Raw genomic sequence first — 17,940 nt, 5'->3', positions numbered from 1 at the left:
CTTCGAAGGGCACGTGGAGTGACTCCACGTGCCCTTCGTGTTGTTTCCGGCGAGGCGGGGTATAGAGGTCGGTCATCACTGGAGAATCCTGTTCGGAGGTGCTGACGTGAGAATTCCTACCTTCCCTCGCCAGTCCTCGGCCGACACCACGGTCGAAGACCGGCCCACTGCTTCGACGACGCCCACCACCCAGCGTGACGACCGTCTGCCGCAGCGGACCTCGGTCGCTCCGCGGCCCAGCACGGTCACGCCTCCGCGGGACGAGACCACCACGACCATCCCGGCTGTGCGTACCGAGAGCCAGCGGGCCGCGTCGGTGACCGAGGAGCGCCCGACCGCGGGCCGCGCCACGGTCGAGCCGAAGCCGGTCGCCGACCGCAAGCCGCGGGCCAGCTTCATGGCCACGCTCGGCCTGATCGCCGGTGTCGCCGGCGCGCTGCTGGTGCTCTCCGGCCCGCTGATGGGTTACGGCATCGGCGTCGCTGCGCTCGGTCTGCTCCTGTCGATCGGCGGCCTGCTCGGTACGCGCAAGCGGCACGTAGCCGGCAAGACCGACGCCCTGATCGGCCTGCTGCTCTCGATCGGCGCGATCGTGATCGGCGTACTGGCCCTGACCGGCTCGCTGTACTGGCTCGGCACCGACATGCAGCCGGTAAACGATCTTCGGCAGTGGCTCGACGCACAGTTTGCAGCCCGCTTCTGACGGGTACCTGACAGATACCGGCGGTGATGCACAGCCGGTTGATTCCTCGGAACCGGGACGGTTGTTACACCGAACCCGCCCCGAAAGCCTCTGGCGGTTCGCCGGAGACCCGCATTGCGCTGAAGGACCGGCGGTTCGCCGGTCCTTCAGCGCATGCGCAACATTTCGCCGCCGGCCTTCGTGATCACGCAACGTTTCGCCGCGGTACGCATCATTGATCCGGGGCTGGCGTCGGTCGATGACGCATAGCGTCTTGTTCCATGACGTCCCACGCCACGCCGCGCCGATACCTGATGTGCCGGCCCACGCACTTCGCCGTCACCTACCGGATCAACCCGTGGATGGACCCGGCGGCGCCGTACGACAACGCGCTCGCCGTCAGCCAGTGGGAGAACCTGCGGCAGACCTTCCTCGGCCTCGGCCACACCGTCGAGCTGATCGACCCCATCCCCGGCCTGCCGGACATGGTCTTCGCCGCGAACGGCGCCACCGTCGTCGACGGCCGCGTCCTGGCCGTCCAGTTCCGCGACGCCGAGCGCGCCGACGAGGCCCCGGCCTACGCCGCCTGGTTCTCCGACCGTGGCTTCGACGTGACCGAGCCCAAGCACACCAACGAGGGCGAGGGCGACATCCTGCTCGCCGGTGACGTGCTGCTCGCCGGCACCGGGTTCCGCACCGCGCACGCCTCGCACGCGGAGACCCAGGAGGTGCTCCGCCGCCCGGTGATCACGCTGCAGCTGGTCGACCCGGCCTTCTACCACCTGGACACCGCGCTCTGCGTGCTGGACGAGACGAACATCGCGTACCTGCCGCAGGCGTTCTCCCCGGGTTCGCAGTCCGTGCTCCAGCAGCTCTTCCCGAATGCGATCATCGCAACGCCGGAGGACGCCGCAGTGCTCGGCCTGAACGCGGTCAGCGACGGTCGTACCGTGGTGTTGCCGGTGCAGGCTGTTTCTCTCACCGCCGCGCTCGAAGCAGCGGGCTACAAAACCATCGGGGTCGACCTGTCCGAGCTGCGCAAGGCCGGCGGCGGCCCGAAGTGCTGCACGCTGGAGGTTCGCGCATGACCACCGTCGAGTTCCGTACGCCGGACGCGCTGGCCGAGGCCGAGCGCTGGACCGCGCACAACTACCACCCGCTGCCGGTCGTGGTCGCCGAGGCCGAGGGCGCCTGGGTGACCGACGTCGACGGCCGCCGCTACCTCGACTTCCTGGCGGGTTACTCGGCGCTGAACTTCGGGCACCGGCACCCCGGCCTGATCGCCGCCGCCCACGCCCAGCTGGACCGGGTCACGCTGACCAGCCGCGCGTTCGTGCACGACCAGTTCGCCGACTTCTGCCGGGGGCTCGCCGAGCTCTGCGGCAAGGAGCTGGTCCTGCCGATGAACACCGGCGCCGAGGCCGTCGAGACCGCGATCAAGGTGGCCCGCAAGTGGGGTTACCGGGTCAAGGGCGTGGCCGACGAGCGTGCCGAGATCATCGTGGCGGCCGGCAACTTCCACGGGCGCACCACGACGATCGTCAGCTTCTCCACCGACCCGGAGGCGCGGGCCGACTTCGGGCCGTACACGCCGGGCTTCGTGGTGGTCCCGTACGGCGATCTGGAAGCCGTCCGCAAGGCGATCACGCCGAACACGGTGGCCGTGCTCATGGAGCCGATCCAGGGCGAGGCGGGCGTGCTCGTGCCGCCGGCCGGCTTCTTCGCCGGCGTGCGTGAGCTCTGCACCGAGCAGAACGTGCTGATGATCGCCGACGAGATCCAGTCCGGCCTGGGCCGGACCGGTCGCACGTTCGCGATCGAGCACGACGAGGTCGTCCCGGACATGTACGTGCTCGGCAAGGCCCTCGGCGGCGGCATCGTGCCGGTCTCCGCGGTCGCCGCGGACCGGTCGGTGCTGGGTGTGCTGCGGCCCGGCGAGCACGGTTCGACGTTCGGCGGCAACCCGCTGGCCTGCGCGGTCGGCGCCGAAGTGGTCCGGCTGCTGGCGACCGGCGAGTTCCAGGAGCGGTCCGCCCGCCTCGGCGCCCACCTGCACGCGGGCCTGGAGGCGCTGATCGGCAAGGGTGTCGTGGGCGTACGCGGCCGCGGCCTCTGGGCCGGCGTCGACATCGACCCGCTGCTGATGACCGGCCGTCAGGCGTGCGAGCGCCTCGCCGAGCGGGGTGTGCTGGCGAAGGACACCCACGGTTCGACGATCCGCCTGGCCCCGCCGCTGGTGGTCACCGAGAAGGACCTGGACCACGCGTTGTTCCAGCTGGCCGCGATCCTGTCCAGCTAACAGAAAGGGCGGCGCTCCATGAGCGCCGCCCTTTCTCCAAAGAGTTACCGACCCACCGGCCGGAACGCCATCGTCGGCGCTTCGGCCATCACCGATTCCGGCTGCACCACGCCACCGGTCGACCACAGCTTCGACCGCCCGATGTTGACCCCGGCGTACAGCTCCACCACGTCCTCAGCAGCGAGGACCCGGCTCTCATCACGTTTCAGGGTGATCCGCGCGTCGTCGTCGAGCGAGCCGCCCGGACGAATCCCGGAACCGTTCGTGCTGACGTCCGTCACGGTCACCTCGCCGGCGCGCAGCGAGAACTGCGCGTGACCCCGGCTGATCCATTTCCGGGCGTCGTCGGTCAGCCACTGACCCAGCATCACCCCGCCGCCGCCCTCGGGCGCCCGGCCCACCACGACCGGCTGGTCGTCGGAGACCACGAACCGCTGCCGGATCACGCCGTCGATGCGTACCGAAAAGACCTCGGTCGTCGGACGCGCGCCGGCGTCCTTGAGCCGCTCGCCGTGCCGCGGGCAGGTGGGCGCGCCGGCCCGCAGGGCCGGAGGCGGCTGCGACACCGGGCTGGTGAAGGTCCGCATGTCGGAGAAGAAGCTGTCCGCCTCGCCGGTGCCGCTGGTGCTGTAACTCGTGCAGTTCGGCGCGGGGCAGCTCCAGATCCGGGCCAGCAGCCGCTCGCCGAGCGGTGAGCGGGGCACCGGAGGCGTCACCTCGCCGCGGCCCACACGCGGGACCAGGACCGGCCCGCCCTGGTTCGACACCAGGGCCAGCAGGCGGCCGGGGTCGCTCACCCATGGGCGGCGGTCGCGGAAACGATCCTCCCGGTCCCGGGTGAGCACCGGCAGGCCAAGCATCTCGGCCACCTCGAGCACCCGGTCGTCGAGTTGCGGAACCACCTCGATCTTGCCGTCGTCGGCCCAGCGCCGGACGACCATGCGCTCGTTGGACGTCAGGTCGGTGTCGGAGATGAGGCCGCGCGGCGCAACCGCGTAAACCGGCACATTCTCCTCGGCGACCAGGCGGCCGAGCGCGTCGACCAGCAGACCGAGCCGGACCAGACTGGCCGGACGGCCACCGTCAAGGTCGGCGTAGCGGACGACCTCGGACAGGTCAACCACTGCCCGGGCGAGCGCCGGGTCGGTGGTGAGCCGGACCTCGATGGCGTCGAGGACCTTGCTGACCTCGAATCTCACGAGTCCTCCCCAGGGATTGCGCGTACGGCCCATCATGCCCGCCACATGATCGGTCTGGAAATCCGGGCGTCCGCGAGGCCTGACTTGTCCGTTTGCGAATTCATCCCATCGGGAACCCTCCCCATCGACCGACGTCACCGATGCAGGGAGAACCGATATGCGGAAACTCGTACTGGCCTCGGCGACAGCCACACTCGCCCTGGCGGGTTGCGCCACAAACAACGCGGCCGAGCCGCGGGCATCGTCGTCGTCGCCGATCGTGGCGCCCAGCATCTCCGCGGCCTCCGCCGACCCGGCCGCCACCGCCGCCCTCGGGAAGGCCACCGCGGCGCTCGGCACCCAGAGCTTCACGATGACCATGACCGCGGGATCCGGCTTCGCGCTGACCGCGCTGATCGACCCGCCGGCCGGCAAGGGCACCGCCGAGCTCACCGCCTCCGGCCCGAGCACCGAGGTGACGGTGAAATCCCTGCTGATCGGCCAGGATCTGTACGCACAGATCCCCGGCATCACCAAGGACGGCACCTGGACCCACCTGGACATGAGCCGGCTGCCGGAGGGCGCGAACATCGGCCTGCGCCCGGGGCGGATCGATCCGGTGGACACCGCCAACCTGCTCGCGTCGACCACCGACGTGAAGGCCACCGGCGGTAACACGTACTCCGGAACTGTCGATCTGACGAAGGCGGCCGGCATCGCCGGCCTGGACCGGGTGACGATCGACGGGTACGGCGCCGCGGCCCAGCACATCCCGTTCGTCGCCGCCGTCGACGACCAGGGCCGGCTCGCCACCCTGACCCTGGAGCCGCCCGCGGTCCAGGGCAATCAGATCGTGCCGGTGACCGCCACGTACACCGATTACGGCCGGGCCGTGGCTGTCGAGCAGCCGGCGGCCACCGAAATCATCGAGGCGCCGGAGGACGTGTATCAGGTGCTCGGCGGCTGACGGTCCACAAGGGCCGGGACGCCGGCCGGTTCTCCTCGATCCACGCGTCGATCCGGGCCCACCAGTCGTAGAGCCAGTCGACACGTTCCTGCTCGTCGGCCGGTATCTCCTCGGGCGGGACGCTCCAGAACCGCATCACCAGCCGCTTGTCCATCGGCAGCTCGCGCCAGACGTCGGACACCGTGATCATCCGGTCCAGGCCGGTATGCGCCACGAAGATCACCCCGGCGTCCGGCGCGGCCTCGATGGCGGCGAGCAGTCCGCCCGGTTTCGGCGGCAGCAGGTTGCGCAGGTGCTCGGCACGCTCGGCCATCTCGTCCAAGCCACTGGCCCGGAGCCGGGCGATCGCCTTGATCTTGCGGCGCGGGGTGAAGTTGCCGCCCTCCGGGAAGATCACGAAGGCGTCGTTGTCGTCCAGGCCGGTGGCGAGCTCGCCGATCTGCTCCTCCAGCGTCGACGTGCCGGTACGCCCCGGCGAGATGAACCGGTTGGGCAGCCGGTTGAGCAGCACGTCAACGGCGGGGTCCCACTGCAGGGCCGCTTTCAGCACGATCCGCGGCTCCCGGGCGAACCAGTTCACCAGGGCGTGGATCAGCGTGAACGAGTCACCCGGTCCGGCGTGCCGGCTCACCACGATCTCCGGGCGGCCCGGCATGCCGGTGTCCGGGTCGGTGCCGACCACGTCGATCGACAGGTGCAGCGACCAGCGGGCGAACCAGAACATGCTCCGCAGGAACCAGCCGGTGAGCACGTAGTGCGCGCGCTGGAACGTGGGATTGCGGATCTTCCAGCCGAACCCGGAAGCCAGCCAGAGGATCGCGAGCGCGACCAGCGCCGCCGCGTCCCAGACCAGGTAGACGATCAGCAGGAAGACCACCCGCGGCACCCGCAGCCGGCCGGGCACGAACGGCGACACGGCCAGGGCGATCAGCAGCCAGATCGGCAGCGTGGTGAGCAGGGTGATCGCGAGCACGACCACCAGCGGGGCGAGCACCGCGCGGCGCACCCAGATCGGCGGCAGGCCCATCACTGCCCCGGCAGCGGGTGCACGTTGGCCGCCAGGTATCGGCGGGAGGCGGTGTACGCACGACTGATCCGGCGGCCGACCGCGGCCATGTCCCGGTACGCCCATGGCGAATCGTCCCGGGCCTCGCCGCCACCGCTGGGGAGAACATGCACCCGTACATCGTCGGGCAGCGATGCAAGCTCGCGGGCGAACCGGTGCCGCCGGGCGATCTCGAACGCCACCTGCGCCACCTCCCACGGCCGTTTCGGCACCGCCAGCTGCCGTTCCACCCGGCCCACCTGCAGCACGAAGATCATTTTCGCGCCGATCCGGACGGCCTCGCCGATCGGGATCGAATTCACGATGCCACCGTCCACATAGTGCTCGCCACCGATCTCCATGGGCGGCAGCAGACCTGGCACGGCCGAGGAGGCGAGCACCGCGTCGACCAGCGGCCCGCTGTCGAACCAGTGCTCGGCGGCCCGCTCGATGCTCGCGGCGCAGCACCGGAACGGAACCTTCAGATCACCGAACGTGGTGCCCTCACCGAGCTCGCTCTCCAGCAGCCGGCGCAGCGGCCGGGGCGAGTGCAGATGGGTCCGCGCGGCGAACCGGCGCATCTGCCGGCCGAGCGAGTCGCCGTAGACCGCCGCCGCCTCCGGCGAGGTCCACAGCCGCAGCAGCCGGTCGGTGACCCCCTCGGACGGATCCGCGGCGACCAGCGCCCCGTTTACCGCGCCGATCGAGGTGCCGACCACCACATCAGGCCGGAACCCGGCGCGGAACAGAGCCCGCAGCATCCCCACCTCGACGGCGCCGAGCACACCACCGCCACCGAGCACGAACGCCACCGGGCTGTTGACCATGCGTCCCATCTTGCCCTGACGCCGGTGTGAAGGCATAACGTCGGCCCATGCTGATCGGTGAGCTCGCCGAACGGGCCGGCACCAGCCCGCGCACGCTGCGCTATTACGAAGAACACGGCCTGGTCCGCCCCCGGCGCGACGCGAACGGCTACCGCCAGTACGACGACGCCGAACTCCGCGTCGTCCACGAGATCCGCGCTCTGCTCGCCGACGGTTTCGGCGTCGACGACATCCGGCCGTTCGTCGACTGCCTGCGCGCCGGCAACGCGTCCGGCCACGTCTGCCCGGACGCGGTAGCCGTCCTGCGCCGCCGTCTGGCCGAGGTGGACGGATACCTCACCCAGCTCACCGACGTGCGCCGCCGCCTGCACGAACAGCTCGACCAAGCCATCGAACACCGGGAGATCCGTTGCCTGCTGAATCCCTGCTGACCGTCACTGACGAGACGTTCGCCGCCCTCGTCCTCAACTCCCCGGTCCCGACCGTGGTCGATTTCTGGGCCGCATGGTGCCCACCCTGCGGCCCGATGACCCGAGTCCTCGCCGAACTGGCAACCGAACTGGGCCCCAGCGTCCGCATCACCACACTGGACGTCGACAGCAATCCGCGGACAACCCTCGAATACCGAGTCCACTCGATGCCGACGCTGCTCTTCTTCACCGCCGGCACCCTGACGAACACCCTGATCGGCGCCCGCCCCAAATCCATCCTCCGCCAGGCCATCCAAACCACCCAAACCCCGTACACCAACGTAAACTGACCCGCTCACCCTCTTCTTTGATACGCCCCAAATCTCCACAAAAGCACCAACCGCGGACCCATGTTCCTCGCCACGTGACCGCCCCTCCCCCCGGCGCCCGCAGGCGCCACCCCCGGCGCCCCCCAACCCTCCCGGCAACACCCGTTCACCGGCGGATACGCCACGCCGAAGCGTGCTCGGGTGCGTCCTGCGCCGAGATCTCGTCGCCGCGGGGGCGAGCCGTCCGCCGAAGACGAGCCGTCCGCCGAGGGCGAGCCATCCGCCGAGGGCGAGCCATCCGCCGAGGGCGAGCCATCCGCCGAGGGCGAGCCGTCCGCCGAGGGCGAGCCGTCCGCCGAGGGCGAGCCGTAGCTCAGACACCTCATGACAGCCCGATGACCTATCTGGCCTACGGCTCGCACCCACCAGCCGTAGCTCAGACACCTCTCATCAGCCCGATGACCTATCTGAGCTACGGCTCGCCCCGGCGAACGGCCACCCCGCGGCGGACGGCTCGCGCTACGGCCGGGTTCCGTTCGTCTTAGCGGGGCCGACGGCGACACGCCGCGAGCACCCCACCCGGCGCGTGTCGAGTTAAGGCGCGCACCGAACCCAAAATCGACACACACGAGCTGGACCCGGACCGCGTGTCGAGTACGGGTCCGGAGCGCGCCTCAAATCGACACACATGAGCTGGAGCCGGAGCGTGTGTTGAGTTTGGGCGCAATCCGCACCCGAAGTCGACACGCGGGGCCCTGGCCGGTGGGTGGGCAGTGGCGCGATTGGCGCCGGGCGGCCTTGGGTGGCAGGTGGTCGCGGTGGACTCTTGAGAGCGCGGTTGATGCGGTTGTTCGGCCACGTTCACGCGTACCCAAGAGGGGTTTTTAATCGAGTTCGGGCATGGCCACCGGTTGTGGCCGGGGACGGCAGCTGCCGCACTGGACCGCGTCCTCGACCACCAGGGCCTCGGCGCGGTCGCGGGTGACCGAGCGGGTGACCTCGAGGAGGTACGGGCCGAAGCGCGCGTGTTCGGCGCACACGCCGCGTCCGCAGAACCGGCAAGTGGCGCGGGCACTCTCGGCACAGAACCAGCAGAGCATCAGCGGTCCTCCTTGTGATCAGCCCGCGGACGTCCCCGTGCTCGGCTGGTCCGTCGTCGGGTCCGGGTCCGGGTCGGTCGGCTCGGTCGGGTCGTCGGTCGTCGGGTCGTCCGACGGGGTCGAGCTGGTGGCCGGGGCGCTATTCGGAGCGGACGACGTGCTCCGGCTCGGGGCGGGACGGCTCGTCGGGACCGTTGTCGGCGCGGTGGTCGGCTGACGGGTCCGGGTCCTCGTCGGGTCCGGGTCGGGGGTGTCGGTCGTCTCGGCCGGGCGGGTCGTCTCGGTCGGCGACGTGGCCGGCGCCGACGATGCGGACGACGGTACGACCGACGCGCTCGGCTCGGCCGGGAACGTGCCCTCCTCGATCGGGTCCTCGCTGGGGCCGGCCGACGGAGGTTCGACCACTTCGCCGTCGCCGCAGCTCAGGTCCGCGCCGGTGGCCGGAACGGCGGTGCCGGCGACGGTGACCGCGCCGGACGCCACGGTGACCGTGATCGGATCGACGGCGAACCACGCGGTGCCGGAGTTCGTGACGTCGCCCTGAGTACGCAGCACGGTCAGGCCGAGCGGCTGATAGGCCCCGCTCTTGCTGGTCGTGCCGGCGAGCACCCGGCCACTGCCCAGAGCCAGCCGGCCGGAGGGCCGCTGGTCCCGGCCGCTCGCCGTCTCGGCGCCGGTCAGCTCGGTCGACGAACCGCCGCACAGCACCACGCTCGCGCCGCCCGGGAACGTCAGCAGAGCGCGTCCCGAGTCCGGCACCTTGATCTCCGAGCCGGCCGCGAGGTAACGCCGCTCATCCGGGCGCAGCACTGTCTGATCGGCGGTGGCCTGGCCGCGCTGCACGGTCAGCAGCACCCGCTCGGCCGGCATCTCCGCCCAGGCCGGGCCGGGCCTCAGGTTGAGCGCGGCGCTGACCAGGGCGAACACCAGCAGGATGCTGGCGAACGCCCACATCCGGCGTTCGAAGTGACCGTCCACGTCGTACGGACCCGGCTCGTCCGGCGGGCCGGGCGGCACCGCGAGAGGCGGGTGGGCGGCACCGGGGCGGACGGCCACCGGGGCGCCGGGGCGCAGCGACGGCATCGAGGCGCCGGGGCCGTGGCCGCCGACCAGGGGCGGCAGGGTCGACGCGTCCGGGATGATCCAGAGGCGGACCGGGGTACGCGTCTGCGCCACCGCTCCGGGGCTGCCGTCACCGACCGGGCCGACCAGGGTGCCGCGCCGCAGCTCGGTCCCGTCGGACATCGCGATGACGCCGGACTCGACCACCACGGCGTGCGTCGGGCCGGGCAGGACCACCGGGACGCCGGGCTCCAGATCGGCCGGGTACGCGGCCCCGATGAGCGCGAGACACTGGTCGTCCTCCAGCCCCGCCAGGGCGGGGGTGTCGGCGAAGAGTGCTTCCGCTTCCGCCCGCTCCTCCGGTGCTGGTCCGGGCATCGGGCCGACCACGGCGGCCACCGTCTCCGCGGGCACGGTCAGCAGGGTCGCGCCGGAGGCGGCGTACCAGTCCAGCCGTGCGCTGCGGCCGGTGAGCACGCCGGCCAGTCCGGCCAGCCCGCCCGGACCGGCGTGGTGCCGGATCGTGCCGCCCGGGTCGCCGGGGCGGCGGCCGTGCAGCGCGCCCTCGACCACCACGTGGACGGCGGCGTGCTGCTCCCCCGCGCGGACCAGCTGACGGCCGGCCGGTGGGCGTCGCCAGCGGGCGTGCGCGGCCAGCTCGTGCAGCGCCGGCTCGGGCAGGCCGCCCATCTCCGAGGCGTGCAGGGCGGCCAACCGGCGGGGCAGGTCGGCGTCCCGGTCCCGTTCGGCGGCACGCTGCCGCCAGCGGCGCCAGCCCGCGCCGACCCGGCCGAGCAGGAAGTGCAGCGCCGGAGCGAGCAGCCCCACGACCACCGCGATGAGCAGCAGCCGGCCGCCGAAGCCCTCGTACCAGAGACCGGTGGCGAGGCCGTGGACCCGGTCGGTCCACAGGCGGTACCCGAGGCCGGCCGCGACGAGCAGCCAGAGCACACCGAGCAGCGCGTAGAGCGCGACGATCCGGCCCTCGCGGTCCAGCGCCGAGAACCGGGGCCCGCGGCGGCGCAGCCGGCCGGAGAGCCAGGAGAGCGCGCGTGCCCGCAGGTCGGGGATCTCCAGCCAGTCCATCAGCAGGTAGTGGCCGTCGAGCGGCAGCAGCGGGCTGAGGTTGAAGAACATGTGCAGGTAGAACAGGAACGCGAGCTTGAACGCGAAGCCACCGGTCGCGGGCACGGCGAAGCCGATCACCTGGACCAGGCCGGCGAGGCCGAGCGCGGCGGCCGGACCGGCGGCGGTGACCGCCATCCGGGCGCGGCGGCCCGCCATCCACACGTCGCTCGTGTCGACGAAGACCGACGGGATACCGAAACGGAGCATCAAGCCGGCGGCCGGGACCTCCCGGCCCACGCGTTTCGCGGCGAGCGCGTGACCGAATTCGTGTATCGCCAGCGCCAGCACGTTGAGTAGCACCAGGCCGATCGCACCGAGTAGGTACGAGTCGTTCACCAGGAAGAGTGATCGGCTCCCCCGCTGCCAGGTCGCCGCGAACAGCCCCGCGCCGACGAGGGCGAAGGCCGCGCCGATCCAGAACGCCACCCGGGTGAAGAGGAAGCGGCCGCCGCCGCGGTACAGCTCGCCGATCAGGCCGTCCACGTCGACGGAGAGGACGCGGCGGCCGCGCACGGCCGCCACCAGCGTCCCGCCGACCCGTTTCGGCAACGGCTCCCGGCGGATCTCCCGCAGCGGCCGGAAGGCGTCCATCGGAAGCTCTTCCAGCATCCGGTTGGCGGCCAGGTCGGCGACGACCCGGCGAACCTGGTCGGGAGCGAGCCGGCCGGCGATCCGGGCGAACTCGGCGACCAGCCGGGCAACAGTGCCGCTGCCGTCCATCATCATGGCGAGCTGGTACTCGTCCGGGCTCAGGCGCAGGTACGAAGCCCGCCCGCCCTCTTCGGGTGAGCGCAGCATGACGTACCGGCCGCCGCGGACCGTGGCCCGGTGCCGGATCTCGATGCCCGCGCGCAGCACCGGGCGGGCGCTGGCCGGGTCGAGCCGATCGGCGACCGTGTGCCAGAGACCGGCGTCGGCCGGTCCGGACGGCACCCCGGGGGCGCGTCCGGCCAGGGCTTCCCAGACGTTGGTCCGGGGTTCGACGTACGTCAACTCGCAGGGCCTCTCACTCCACAAGACAACGCCCAGAGGGCGAATGGAGAGTAGGCGGTTGCCTGGGCAAACGCGAGTCTGGTGTGGCAAATACTGGCGGTTGGTCGGGAAGGTCCTGAATCACGACATAGATAGGAATACGGCGGGTGACGCGCCCACCCCCGGGTCACGTCACCCGCCGTAGCGAGAGGGTCGTCTGTGTGGAGCCCGTTACTGGGCCTCTTGGAGCGTCACCGTGACGGTCTGCTCACTACCGTTTCGGGTGAACGTGATGGACAGCTTCTGGCCGACGCTGCCGGCCTGGACCGCCGCGACCAGATCGTCGGACTCGTCGATCGTCTTGCCGTCGACCTTGGTGACCACGTCGCCCTGCTGAAGGCCGGCCTTCGAGGCCGCGCTGTCGGCGGTGACCGTGCTGACCAGGGCCCCGCCGTTCTCGCCGTCGGTCACGCTGACGCCGAGCGCCGGGTGGCTGACCTTCTTGCCCGCCATCAGCTGGTTGGCGACGTCGGCCGCCTTGTTGCTCGGGATCGCGAAGCCGAGACCGATGTTGCCGGAGCTGGAACCCGAGGTGGCGATCGCCGAGTTGATGCCGACGACCTCGCCGTTCGTGTTGACCAGCGCGCCACCGGAGTTACCCGGGTTGATCGGGGCGTCGGTCTGCAGCAGCCCGGTCATCGTGGTCGAGGTGCTCTGCTGCTGTTGCTGCTGCTCTTCCTGGCTGCCGCCGAACGGGTTCGACGGGGTCTGCTCCTGCTCGTCCTCGCTGGCCGACTGGATGGTCCGGTCCTTGGCGCTGATGATGCCGGCGGTCACCGAGCCCTCCAGGCCGAGCGGGCTGCCGAGAGCCAGCACCGTGTCGCCGACCTGGATCTGCGAGCTGTCGGCGAACTTCGCGGCCTTCAGCCCGGAGACGCCACTGGCCTTCACCACGGCGAGGTCGGTACGCGCATCGGTGCCGACCACCTCAGCGGTGGCTTTAGTGCCGTCCGCGAAGATGATGTTGACCTTGCCGCCGGTGGCGGTCGAGACCACGTGGTTGTTGGTCACGATGTAGCCGTCGGCGCTGAGCACGACGCCGGAACCCTCACCGGAACCCGTCGTGATCGAGACGACGCTGTCCTGGACCGCGGCGGCGATCTCGGCGAGCGAGGACCGGTCGACCACCCGGGTGACCGAGGAGTTGCCGGTCTGCACGCTCTGCGGGGTGCTGCCGTCGTCGAGGGCCAGAGCGGTCGCGGCGCCGACCCCGCCCGCGCCGAGCGCGATCAGCACGGCGGCTGCACCGGCCAGGAAGATCTTGCGGCCACGGCCGGAGCGCTGCGGACGCTGGTCGCCGCCGGCCCACGGCGGGACGACGCCCTCAGCGGTCTGCGTGCCACCGGGCTGCCAGGCCCCGGCGTACGCAGCCTGCTGCGCGTAGTCCTGGTAACCGGTCTGCTGGTAACCGGCGTAGCCCTGCGGGGCCTGATAACCCTGGTACGGCTGGCCGTAGCCGTAGGGCTGGCCGGTGACCGGGTCGGTCGCGGAGGAGTAGGGCTGCCCGGAAGCGGGCTGGGCGTAAGCCGGCTGGGCCGAGGTCGGCTGGGCGGCCGGGTCCTGCGGGGCCTGCTGCTGGGGTGCCTGCTGCTGCCACGGCGCCCAGGGGCTCTGCGGCGCGGCCGGCGGCTGGGGTTGCACGGGCTGCGTGGGCTGCGGCTGTGCGAACTGTTCCTGCGCGGGCTGCGGCTGTGCCGGTTGCGGCTGGGCGGCCGCGATGTTGTGGGGTGCCGCGGACTGGGGAGCGGCGGTCGGCGGCACAATCGTCGGCTGTGCGGCGGTCGGCTGCTCAGACTCCACCCGCGCCGCGCTGTCTCCAGCAACGGCGTCCGCGGGCCGCGGGTCGGTCTCGTTCTCGTTCATACGCTTAACTCTGCCCTGTCGTACTCGTACCGAACTGTGTTACCCCTGGACGTTTTCTGTGAACCCTTTATCCGGATTTATGGTGGGCAACGTGACGCTGAAGGTCGCGCCCTTGCCTCCCTCGGAGTGAACCTCCACAGAACCTTGGTGCGCACGGACGATCGCCGCCACGATCGCGAGGCCGAGCCCGGTCCCGGTGGCCTCCCGATCGGTGTTGCGGGTACGCGCACCGTCCGCCCGATAGAACCGCTCGAAAACCCGCTCCCGTTGCTCCGGGCTGAGCCCCGGCCCGGAGTCCGCGACCTCGACCACCGCCGTGTCGCCCTCACCGGCGTGCAGCCGCAGCGTCACGGTCGCGTCGGCCGGGGTGTGCACCAGAGCGTTGGTCATCAGATTGCCGATCACCTGGCGCAGCCGGGCGTCGTCCCCGTACGCCACCAGGCGCTCCGGCTCGTCGCGCACTTCGAGGAGGATCTCGCGGTCCGGCGCCATGGCCTCGGCGGCCTGCACCGCGTCCAGCGCGAGCACCGGCAGCTCCACCGGGGCGAGCGTGAGAGGGCGTTCCCGATCGAGCCGGGCCAGCAGCAGCAGGTCTTCGACGAGCAGGCCCATCCGGGCCGCCTCGTCCTCGATGCGCCGGACCAGCCGGGCCACCGCGTCCGGATCGGAGACGGCGCCCTGCCGGTACAACTCGGCGAAACCGCGGATCGTGGTGAGCGGGGTCCGCAACTCGTGCGAGGCGTCCGCGACGAACTGCCGCATCTTGCCCTCGGACTCCAGCGCCCGCGCCTCGGAGCCCTGCGCGGCCACCGCAGCCTCGCGCGCTGCCTGCTCGGCGGCCAGGGCCGCCTGCTCGGAGTGCGCGCGGGCCAGGAATGCCGTCTCGATCTGGGCGAGCATCGCGTTCAGCGCCCGGGAGAGCCGGCCGAGCTCGGTGGTGGGATCGCCGTCGTTCTCCTCCGGGTCGGGGACCCGGCGGGTCAGGTCGCCCGCGCCGATCGCCGCCGCGGTCCGCTCGATCTGCACGAGCGGGATGAGCGTCTGCCGGACCAGCGCCGCGCCGATCGCGGCGAGCGCCACCAGCACCGCGCCGCCGACCAGGAAGTCGACCCAGACGAGCCAGGCGATGACCGCGTCCACCCCGGACATCCGCTGGCCGACGTAGAGGGCCGAGTCGTTGTCGGTGCGGACCACGAGCATCCGCCAGGTCATCGTGCCGTCGACCGACCGGGTCGTGTACGGCGTGCTGTCGTGCTTGCTGATCTCCTCGACCCCGGTGAGGATCTGCGGCAGCTGGCCCGCGGTGTACTCGCCGCCGACGTGCATCCGGCCGACCCCGGTCACCGACTTGGTGGTGGTCAGGTAATCCGAGGGCAGCACGATCGAGGAACCGGTGAAGCCGGCCTTGATCCGCTCGTACGCGAACCGCTTGAGCTGATCGTCCATCCGGCTGATCAGGTAGGTGTTCAGCGCGTACGTGCTGGTGGCGCTGATCAGCGTGAGCGCGGCGAACACCAGCACCAGCACCGACGCGACCAGCTTGGTGCGCAGCGAGATCTTGCGCAGGGTCGGATGCAGCGGGATCGAGCCACGAACCCGCTCGGCGAGTTTCACTCCGGCGCCTAGACGGCTGGCTTGCGCAGGACGTATCCCACGCCGCGCAGCGTGTGGATCAGGCGAGGCTGGACGTTGTCCACCTTCCGGCGAAGGTACGAGATGTAGGACTCGACGATGTTGTCGTCACCGCGGAAGTCGTATTTCCACACGTGGTCCAGGATCTGCGCCTTGGAGAGCACCCGGTTGGCGTTGAGCATCAGGTAACGCAGCAGCTTGAACTCGGTCGGCGAGAGCTGCACCCGGCTGCCCGCCCGGTAGACCTCGTGCGTCTCCTCGTCCAGCTCCAGGTCGGCGAAGACCAGCCGGGACGGCTGCTCCTCGCCCGCTGTGGTGCGGCGCAGCACCGCCCGGATCCGGGCGGTGAGCTCCTCAAGGCTGAACGGCTTGGTCACGTAGTCGTCGCCGCCGAGCGTCAGGCCGCGAATCTTGTCCTCGGTGCCGTCGCGAGCGGTCAGGAAGACCACCGGGGTCCGCTGGCCGCCCTCGCGCATCAGGCGGATGACCTCGAAACCGTCGAGGTCGGGAAGCATGACGTCGAGGACGACTAGGTCAGGCGTCGAGTTGCGCGCGGCGCTGACGGCCGCGCTGCCACTGGTCGCGGTGGTGACATCGAACCCGGCGAAACGCAGGCTGGCGGAGAGCAGCTCGAGGATGTTCGCATCGTCCTCGACGACGAGCAGTTTCGCCTCGCTCTGCTTGGGCTGGGTCTGAACGGCCATGGCGCCATTCTTTCGCCGTCCGCTGCGCCATGGCTGCACACTTGCTGAAAATTATCTGTGAGAGTTACCCCGCTCATCAGGCCGCCAGGCGGTAACCGCTCCCGCCCAGGCTGGACTGCGCCGCCCGAGCCAGCGTCTGCCGACCGGCACCCGGCTCCGGTCGCAGCGCCGGCGCAGCCGCCAGGGTCACGGTGAGCCTGCGGACCCGGGCCACCCGCAGCACCGACTCCCAGAGCGTGTCCTCGCCGACGAACGCCGCCTCGGTCGAGTCGTAACTGATCGAGATCGGCACCACCGGCGCTTCCGCGTCGATCGCCGCCTGGAACAGGGCCGGACGGAACGGGCCGGACTCGGTGCCGCAGTAGGTCGTACCCTCGGGAAAGAGCGCGACCGAGCGACCGCCGCGAAGCGCGGCAGCGACCTCGCCCACCGTCCTGGGCAGCGTTTTCGGCCTGGTCCGATCGATGAAGATGGCGCCGCTGCGATCCGCGGTCGCGCCGATCGCCGGCCACTCCCGCACATCGTGTTTCGCCACCAGCCGCACCGGCACCACCGAGTACAGCGCGACGATGTCCAGCCAGGAGACGTGATTGGCGACCAGCAGGCTGCCGGGTCGCGGCACCGCACCGCGCCAGACCAGGCGAACACCGAGAACCGCGAGGATGGCGCGGGGCAAGGCCTGCAGCGCGGCGCCGCGCAGCAGCGCCGCGGGCAGCAAACCCGTCAGGAGTACGCCGATGAGCCCGGCCACCCGCAGTCCGGCGGTGACCGGCCGCACCCGCGTGTGCCCGCCCGGCCGGCAGCCGTCATCGCACCCGGAGGCGGGGTGCCAGTTCATCGCGTCGCTCCCAGGAAGTGCCGGCGGTACCGCGGGTCCAGCCGGTCCATCGAGAAGAGCACGTAGAAGTCGGCACAGTCGAAGTCCGCGTCGTACGCCGGCTCGCCGCAGACCCAGCTGCCCAGCCGCAGGTAACCCTTGAGCAGGGCCGGAGGCTGCACCTTCGGATCGCCGGTCAGCCCTTCGGCCGGAGTCCACGGACGGCGCGGGCGGACCCGCATGGCCGGCGGGGAGAGGTGCTTCGCGTTGACCCGCTCCCGGACACCGGCAGCCAGGGCGCCACCGTCGGCGAGCGGCACCGAGGCGCATCCGCCCAGCCAGCGCAGGTTGTTGAGGTGCATGTACCGGGCGATGCCGGCCCACATCAGGTTGACCACGGCGCCGGAGCGGTGGTCCGGGTGCACACAGGACCGGCCGATCTCGACCAGGTGGTCCCGCAGCGGTCGGAGGGCGCTCAGGTCGAACTCGCCGTCCGCGTACCGGCGGCCGGCCAGCTCGGCGGCGCGCGGCGGGAGCATCCGATAGGTGCCCACCACCTCGCCGGTCGAGTCGTCCCGGACGAGCAGGTGATCGCAGTACTGGTCGAACTCGTCGGAGTCGAGTCCGTCCGGTCCTGCGAGAGTGGCGCCGAGTTCGCCGGCGAAGACCTCGTGGCGCAGCCGCTGCGCTGCCTCGACGAGGCTCGCGTCGTCCGCGATGAGAAGCGTGTAGCCGCTGGTCCCGGTGGGTGCGGCGGCTGTCATCAGAACTGCCATGAGATCTGTGTAAGGGTGACAACTGCCGATGGCGTGTCGGATCAGGAGGCGATGCGTGACCGGTGGATGAACGACTTGTGCGAGAGTCG

17 protein-coding genes are annotated in these 17,940 nt (G+C 71.1%); 7 read left to right on the top strand and 10 right to left on the bottom strand.

The window, feature by feature from the left end; genetic code table 11:
• The first annotated feature begins 106 nt into the window (after positions 1-106).
• The 3 genes from B0I29_RS26570 to rocD all read left to right on the top strand — a co-directional run bounded on the left by B0I29_RS26570 (position 107) and on the right by rocD (position 2,981).
• A complete protein-coding gene (locus B0I29_RS26570; RefSeq protein WP_111651799.1) occupies positions 107-703 on the top strand; it encodes a hypothetical protein in 597 nt (198 codons plus the stop codon).
• Between the two features lie 260 nt (positions 704-963).
• The gene (gene ddaH, locus B0I29_RS26565) at positions 964-1,770 is read left to right on the top strand and encodes a dimethylargininase (protein WP_111651798.1); all 807 of its coding nucleotides are present in this window, start codon (positions 964-966) and stop codon (positions 1,768-1,770) included.
• Positions 1,767-2,981 carry an ornithine--oxo-acid transaminase gene (gene rocD, locus B0I29_RS26560; RefSeq protein WP_111651797.1) on the top strand — a complete coding sequence of 405 codons (1,215 nt, stop codon included), beginning with the start codon at positions 1,767-1,769 and terminating at the stop codon, positions 2,979-2,981. The genes ddaH and rocD overlap by 4 nt, the downstream gene beginning before the upstream one ends.
• 44 nt (positions 2,982-3,025) lie before the next feature.
• Here the strand turns inward: rocD and B0I29_RS26555 are convergent, their stop codons facing one another.
• Complete coding sequence (locus B0I29_RS26555; RefSeq protein WP_111651796.1) at positions 3,026-4,180, bottom strand: FHA domain-containing protein; 1,155 nt, start codon at positions 4,178-4,180, stop codon at positions 3,026-3,028.
• A 157-nt stretch (positions 4,181-4,337) separates the two neighbouring features.
• Between B0I29_RS26555 and B0I29_RS26550 the strand changes: the two genes are divergently transcribed.
• The gene (locus B0I29_RS26550) at positions 4,338-5,126 is read left to right on the top strand and encodes a LolA-like protein (RefSeq protein WP_111651795.1); all 789 of its coding nucleotides are present in this window, start codon (positions 4,338-4,340) and stop codon (positions 5,124-5,126) included.
• On the opposite strand, the gene B0I29_RS26545 is transcribed toward B0I29_RS26550, so the two are convergent.
• Complete coding sequence (locus tag B0I29_RS26545) at positions 5,083-6,153, bottom strand: 1-acyl-sn-glycerol-3-phosphate acyltransferase (protein WP_111651794.1); 1,071 nt, start codon at positions 6,151-6,153, stop codon at positions 5,083-5,085. The two genes, B0I29_RS26550 and B0I29_RS26545, sit on opposite strands and share 44 nt — an antisense overlap.
• Positions 6,153-6,998 carry a patatin-like phospholipase family protein gene (locus tag B0I29_RS26540; protein ID WP_111651793.1) on the bottom strand — a complete coding sequence of 282 codons (846 nt, stop codon included), beginning with the start codon at positions 6,996-6,998 and terminating at the stop codon, positions 6,153-6,155. The genes B0I29_RS26545 and B0I29_RS26540 overlap by 1 nt, the downstream gene beginning before the upstream one ends.
• Positions 6,999-7,045: 47 nt before the next feature.
• On the opposite strand from B0I29_RS26540, the gene B0I29_RS26535 reads away from it, so the two are divergent.
• From B0I29_RS26535 to B0I29_RS26525, 3 genes are all read left to right on the top strand, one after another.
• Positions 7,046-7,429: a MerR family transcriptional regulator gene (locus B0I29_RS26535; RefSeq protein WP_111651792.1), complete on the top strand. Its 384-nt coding sequence runs from the start codon at positions 7,046-7,048 to the stop codon at positions 7,427-7,429.
• Positions 7,408-7,758: a thioredoxin family protein gene (locus tag B0I29_RS26530; protein ID WP_111651791.1), complete on the top strand. Its 351-nt coding sequence runs from the start codon at positions 7,408-7,410 to the stop codon at positions 7,756-7,758. Before B0I29_RS26535 ends, B0I29_RS26530 begins: the two co-directional genes overlap by 22 nt.
• Before the next feature lie 180 nt (positions 7,759-7,938).
• The gene (locus tag B0I29_RS26525) at positions 7,939-8,109 is read left to right on the top strand and encodes a hypothetical protein (RefSeq protein WP_181557986.1); all 171 of its coding nucleotides are present in this window, start codon (positions 7,939-7,941) and stop codon (positions 8,107-8,109) included.
• 512 nt (positions 8,110-8,621) lie between these two features.
• Here B0I29_RS26525 and B0I29_RS26520 read toward each other — a convergent pair.
• From B0I29_RS26520 to B0I29_RS26490, 7 genes are all read right to left on the bottom strand, one after another.
• Positions 8,622-8,837, bottom strand: a complete 216-nt coding sequence (locus B0I29_RS26520) for a type I DNA topoisomerase (RefSeq protein ID WP_111651790.1) — start codon at positions 8,835-8,837, stop codon at positions 8,622-8,624.
• A gap of 18 nt (positions 8,838-8,855) precedes the next feature.
• Positions 8,856-12,020, bottom strand: coding sequence for a cyclic nucleotide-binding protein (locus B0I29_RS26515; protein WP_111651789.1), 3,165 nt, complete (start codon positions 12,018-12,020; stop codon positions 8,856-8,858).
• Between the two features lie 210 nt (positions 12,021-12,230).
• Entirely contained in the window at positions 12,231-13,922 is a 1,692-nt protein-coding gene (locus B0I29_RS26510) for a S1C family serine protease (protein ID WP_111651788.1), read from the bottom strand.
• Positions 13,923-13,961: 39 nt separating this feature from the next.
• Complete coding sequence (locus tag B0I29_RS26505) at positions 13,962-15,536, bottom strand: sensor histidine kinase (protein ID WP_111651787.1); 1,575 nt, start codon at positions 15,534-15,536, stop codon at positions 13,962-13,964.
• Between the two features lie 8 nt (positions 15,537-15,544).
• On the bottom strand, positions 15,545-16,258 hold the full coding sequence (locus B0I29_RS26500; RefSeq protein ID WP_111651786.1) for a response regulator transcription factor: 714 nt from the start codon (positions 16,256-16,258) through the stop codon (positions 15,545-15,547).
• A gap of 76 nt (positions 16,259-16,334) precedes the next feature.
• Positions 16,335-17,096 (bottom strand): lysophospholipid acyltransferase family protein, encoded by a 762-nt coding sequence (locus tag B0I29_RS26495; RefSeq protein ID WP_111651785.1) that lies wholly within the window; start codon positions 17,094-17,096, stop codon positions 16,335-16,337.
• The gene (locus tag B0I29_RS26490) at positions 17,093-17,851 is read right to left on the bottom strand and encodes a GNAT family N-acetyltransferase (protein ID WP_111651784.1); all 759 of its coding nucleotides are present in this window, start codon (positions 17,849-17,851) and stop codon (positions 17,093-17,095) included. Before B0I29_RS26490 ends, B0I29_RS26495 begins: the two co-directional genes overlap by 4 nt.
• Positions 17,852-17,940 lie beyond the last annotated feature (89 nt).

It is taken from the genome of Actinoplanes lutulentus (assembly GCF_003259845.1).
In the GTDB taxonomy this organism is placed as follows: Bacteria; Actinomycetota; Actinomycetes; order Mycobacteriales; family Micromonosporaceae; genus Actinoplanes; species Actinoplanes lutulentus.
The sequence above is the reverse complement of the archived record's forward strand: the minus strand, read 5'-3'. Positions and strand labels throughout refer to the sequence as shown.

What these genes read in the sequence shown, in the direction of transcription:
- B0I29_RS26490 (WP_111651784.1), bottom strand. Translation starts at nt 17,851, where the DNA reads ATGGCAGTTCTGATGACAGCCGCCGCACCCACCGGGACCAGCGGCTAC.
- B0I29_RS26545 (WP_111651794.1), bottom strand. Translation starts at nt 6,153, where the DNA reads ATGGGCCTGCCGCCGATCTGGGTGCGCCGCGCGGTGCTCGCCCCGCTG.
- B0I29_RS26550 (WP_111651795.1), top strand. Translation starts at nt 4,338, where the DNA reads ATGCGGAAACTCGTACTGGCCTCGGCGACAGCCACACTCGCCCTGGCG.
- B0I29_RS26520 (WP_111651790.1), bottom strand. Translation starts at nt 8,837, where the DNA reads ATGCTCTGCTGGTTCTGTGCCGAGAGTGCCCGCGCCACTTGCCGGTTC.
- B0I29_RS26535 (WP_111651792.1), top strand. Translation starts at nt 7,046, where the DNA reads ATGCTGATCGGTGAGCTCGCCGAACGGGCCGGCACCAGCCCGCGCACG.
- B0I29_RS26495 (WP_111651785.1), bottom strand. Translation starts at nt 17,096, where the DNA reads ATGAACTGGCACCCCGCCTCCGGGTGCGATGACGGCTGCCGGCCGGGC.
- B0I29_RS26500 (WP_111651786.1), bottom strand. Translation starts at nt 16,258, where the DNA reads ATGGCCGTTCAGACCCAGCCCAAGCAGAGCGAGGCGAAACTGCTCGTC.
- ddaH (WP_111651798.1), top strand. Translation starts at nt 964, where the DNA reads ATGACGTCCCACGCCACGCCGCGCCGATACCTGATGTGCCGGCCCACG.
- B0I29_RS26510 (WP_111651788.1), bottom strand. Translation starts at nt 13,922, where the DNA reads ATGAACGAGAACGAGACCGACCCGCGGCCCGCGGACGCCGTTGCTGGA.
- rocD (WP_111651797.1), top strand. Translation starts at nt 1,767, where the DNA reads ATGACCACCGTCGAGTTCCGTACGCCGGACGCGCTGGCCGAGGCCGAG.
- B0I29_RS26540 (WP_111651793.1), bottom strand. Translation starts at nt 6,998, where the DNA reads ATGGTCAACAGCCCGGTGGCGTTCGTGCTCGGTGGCGGTGGTGTGCTC.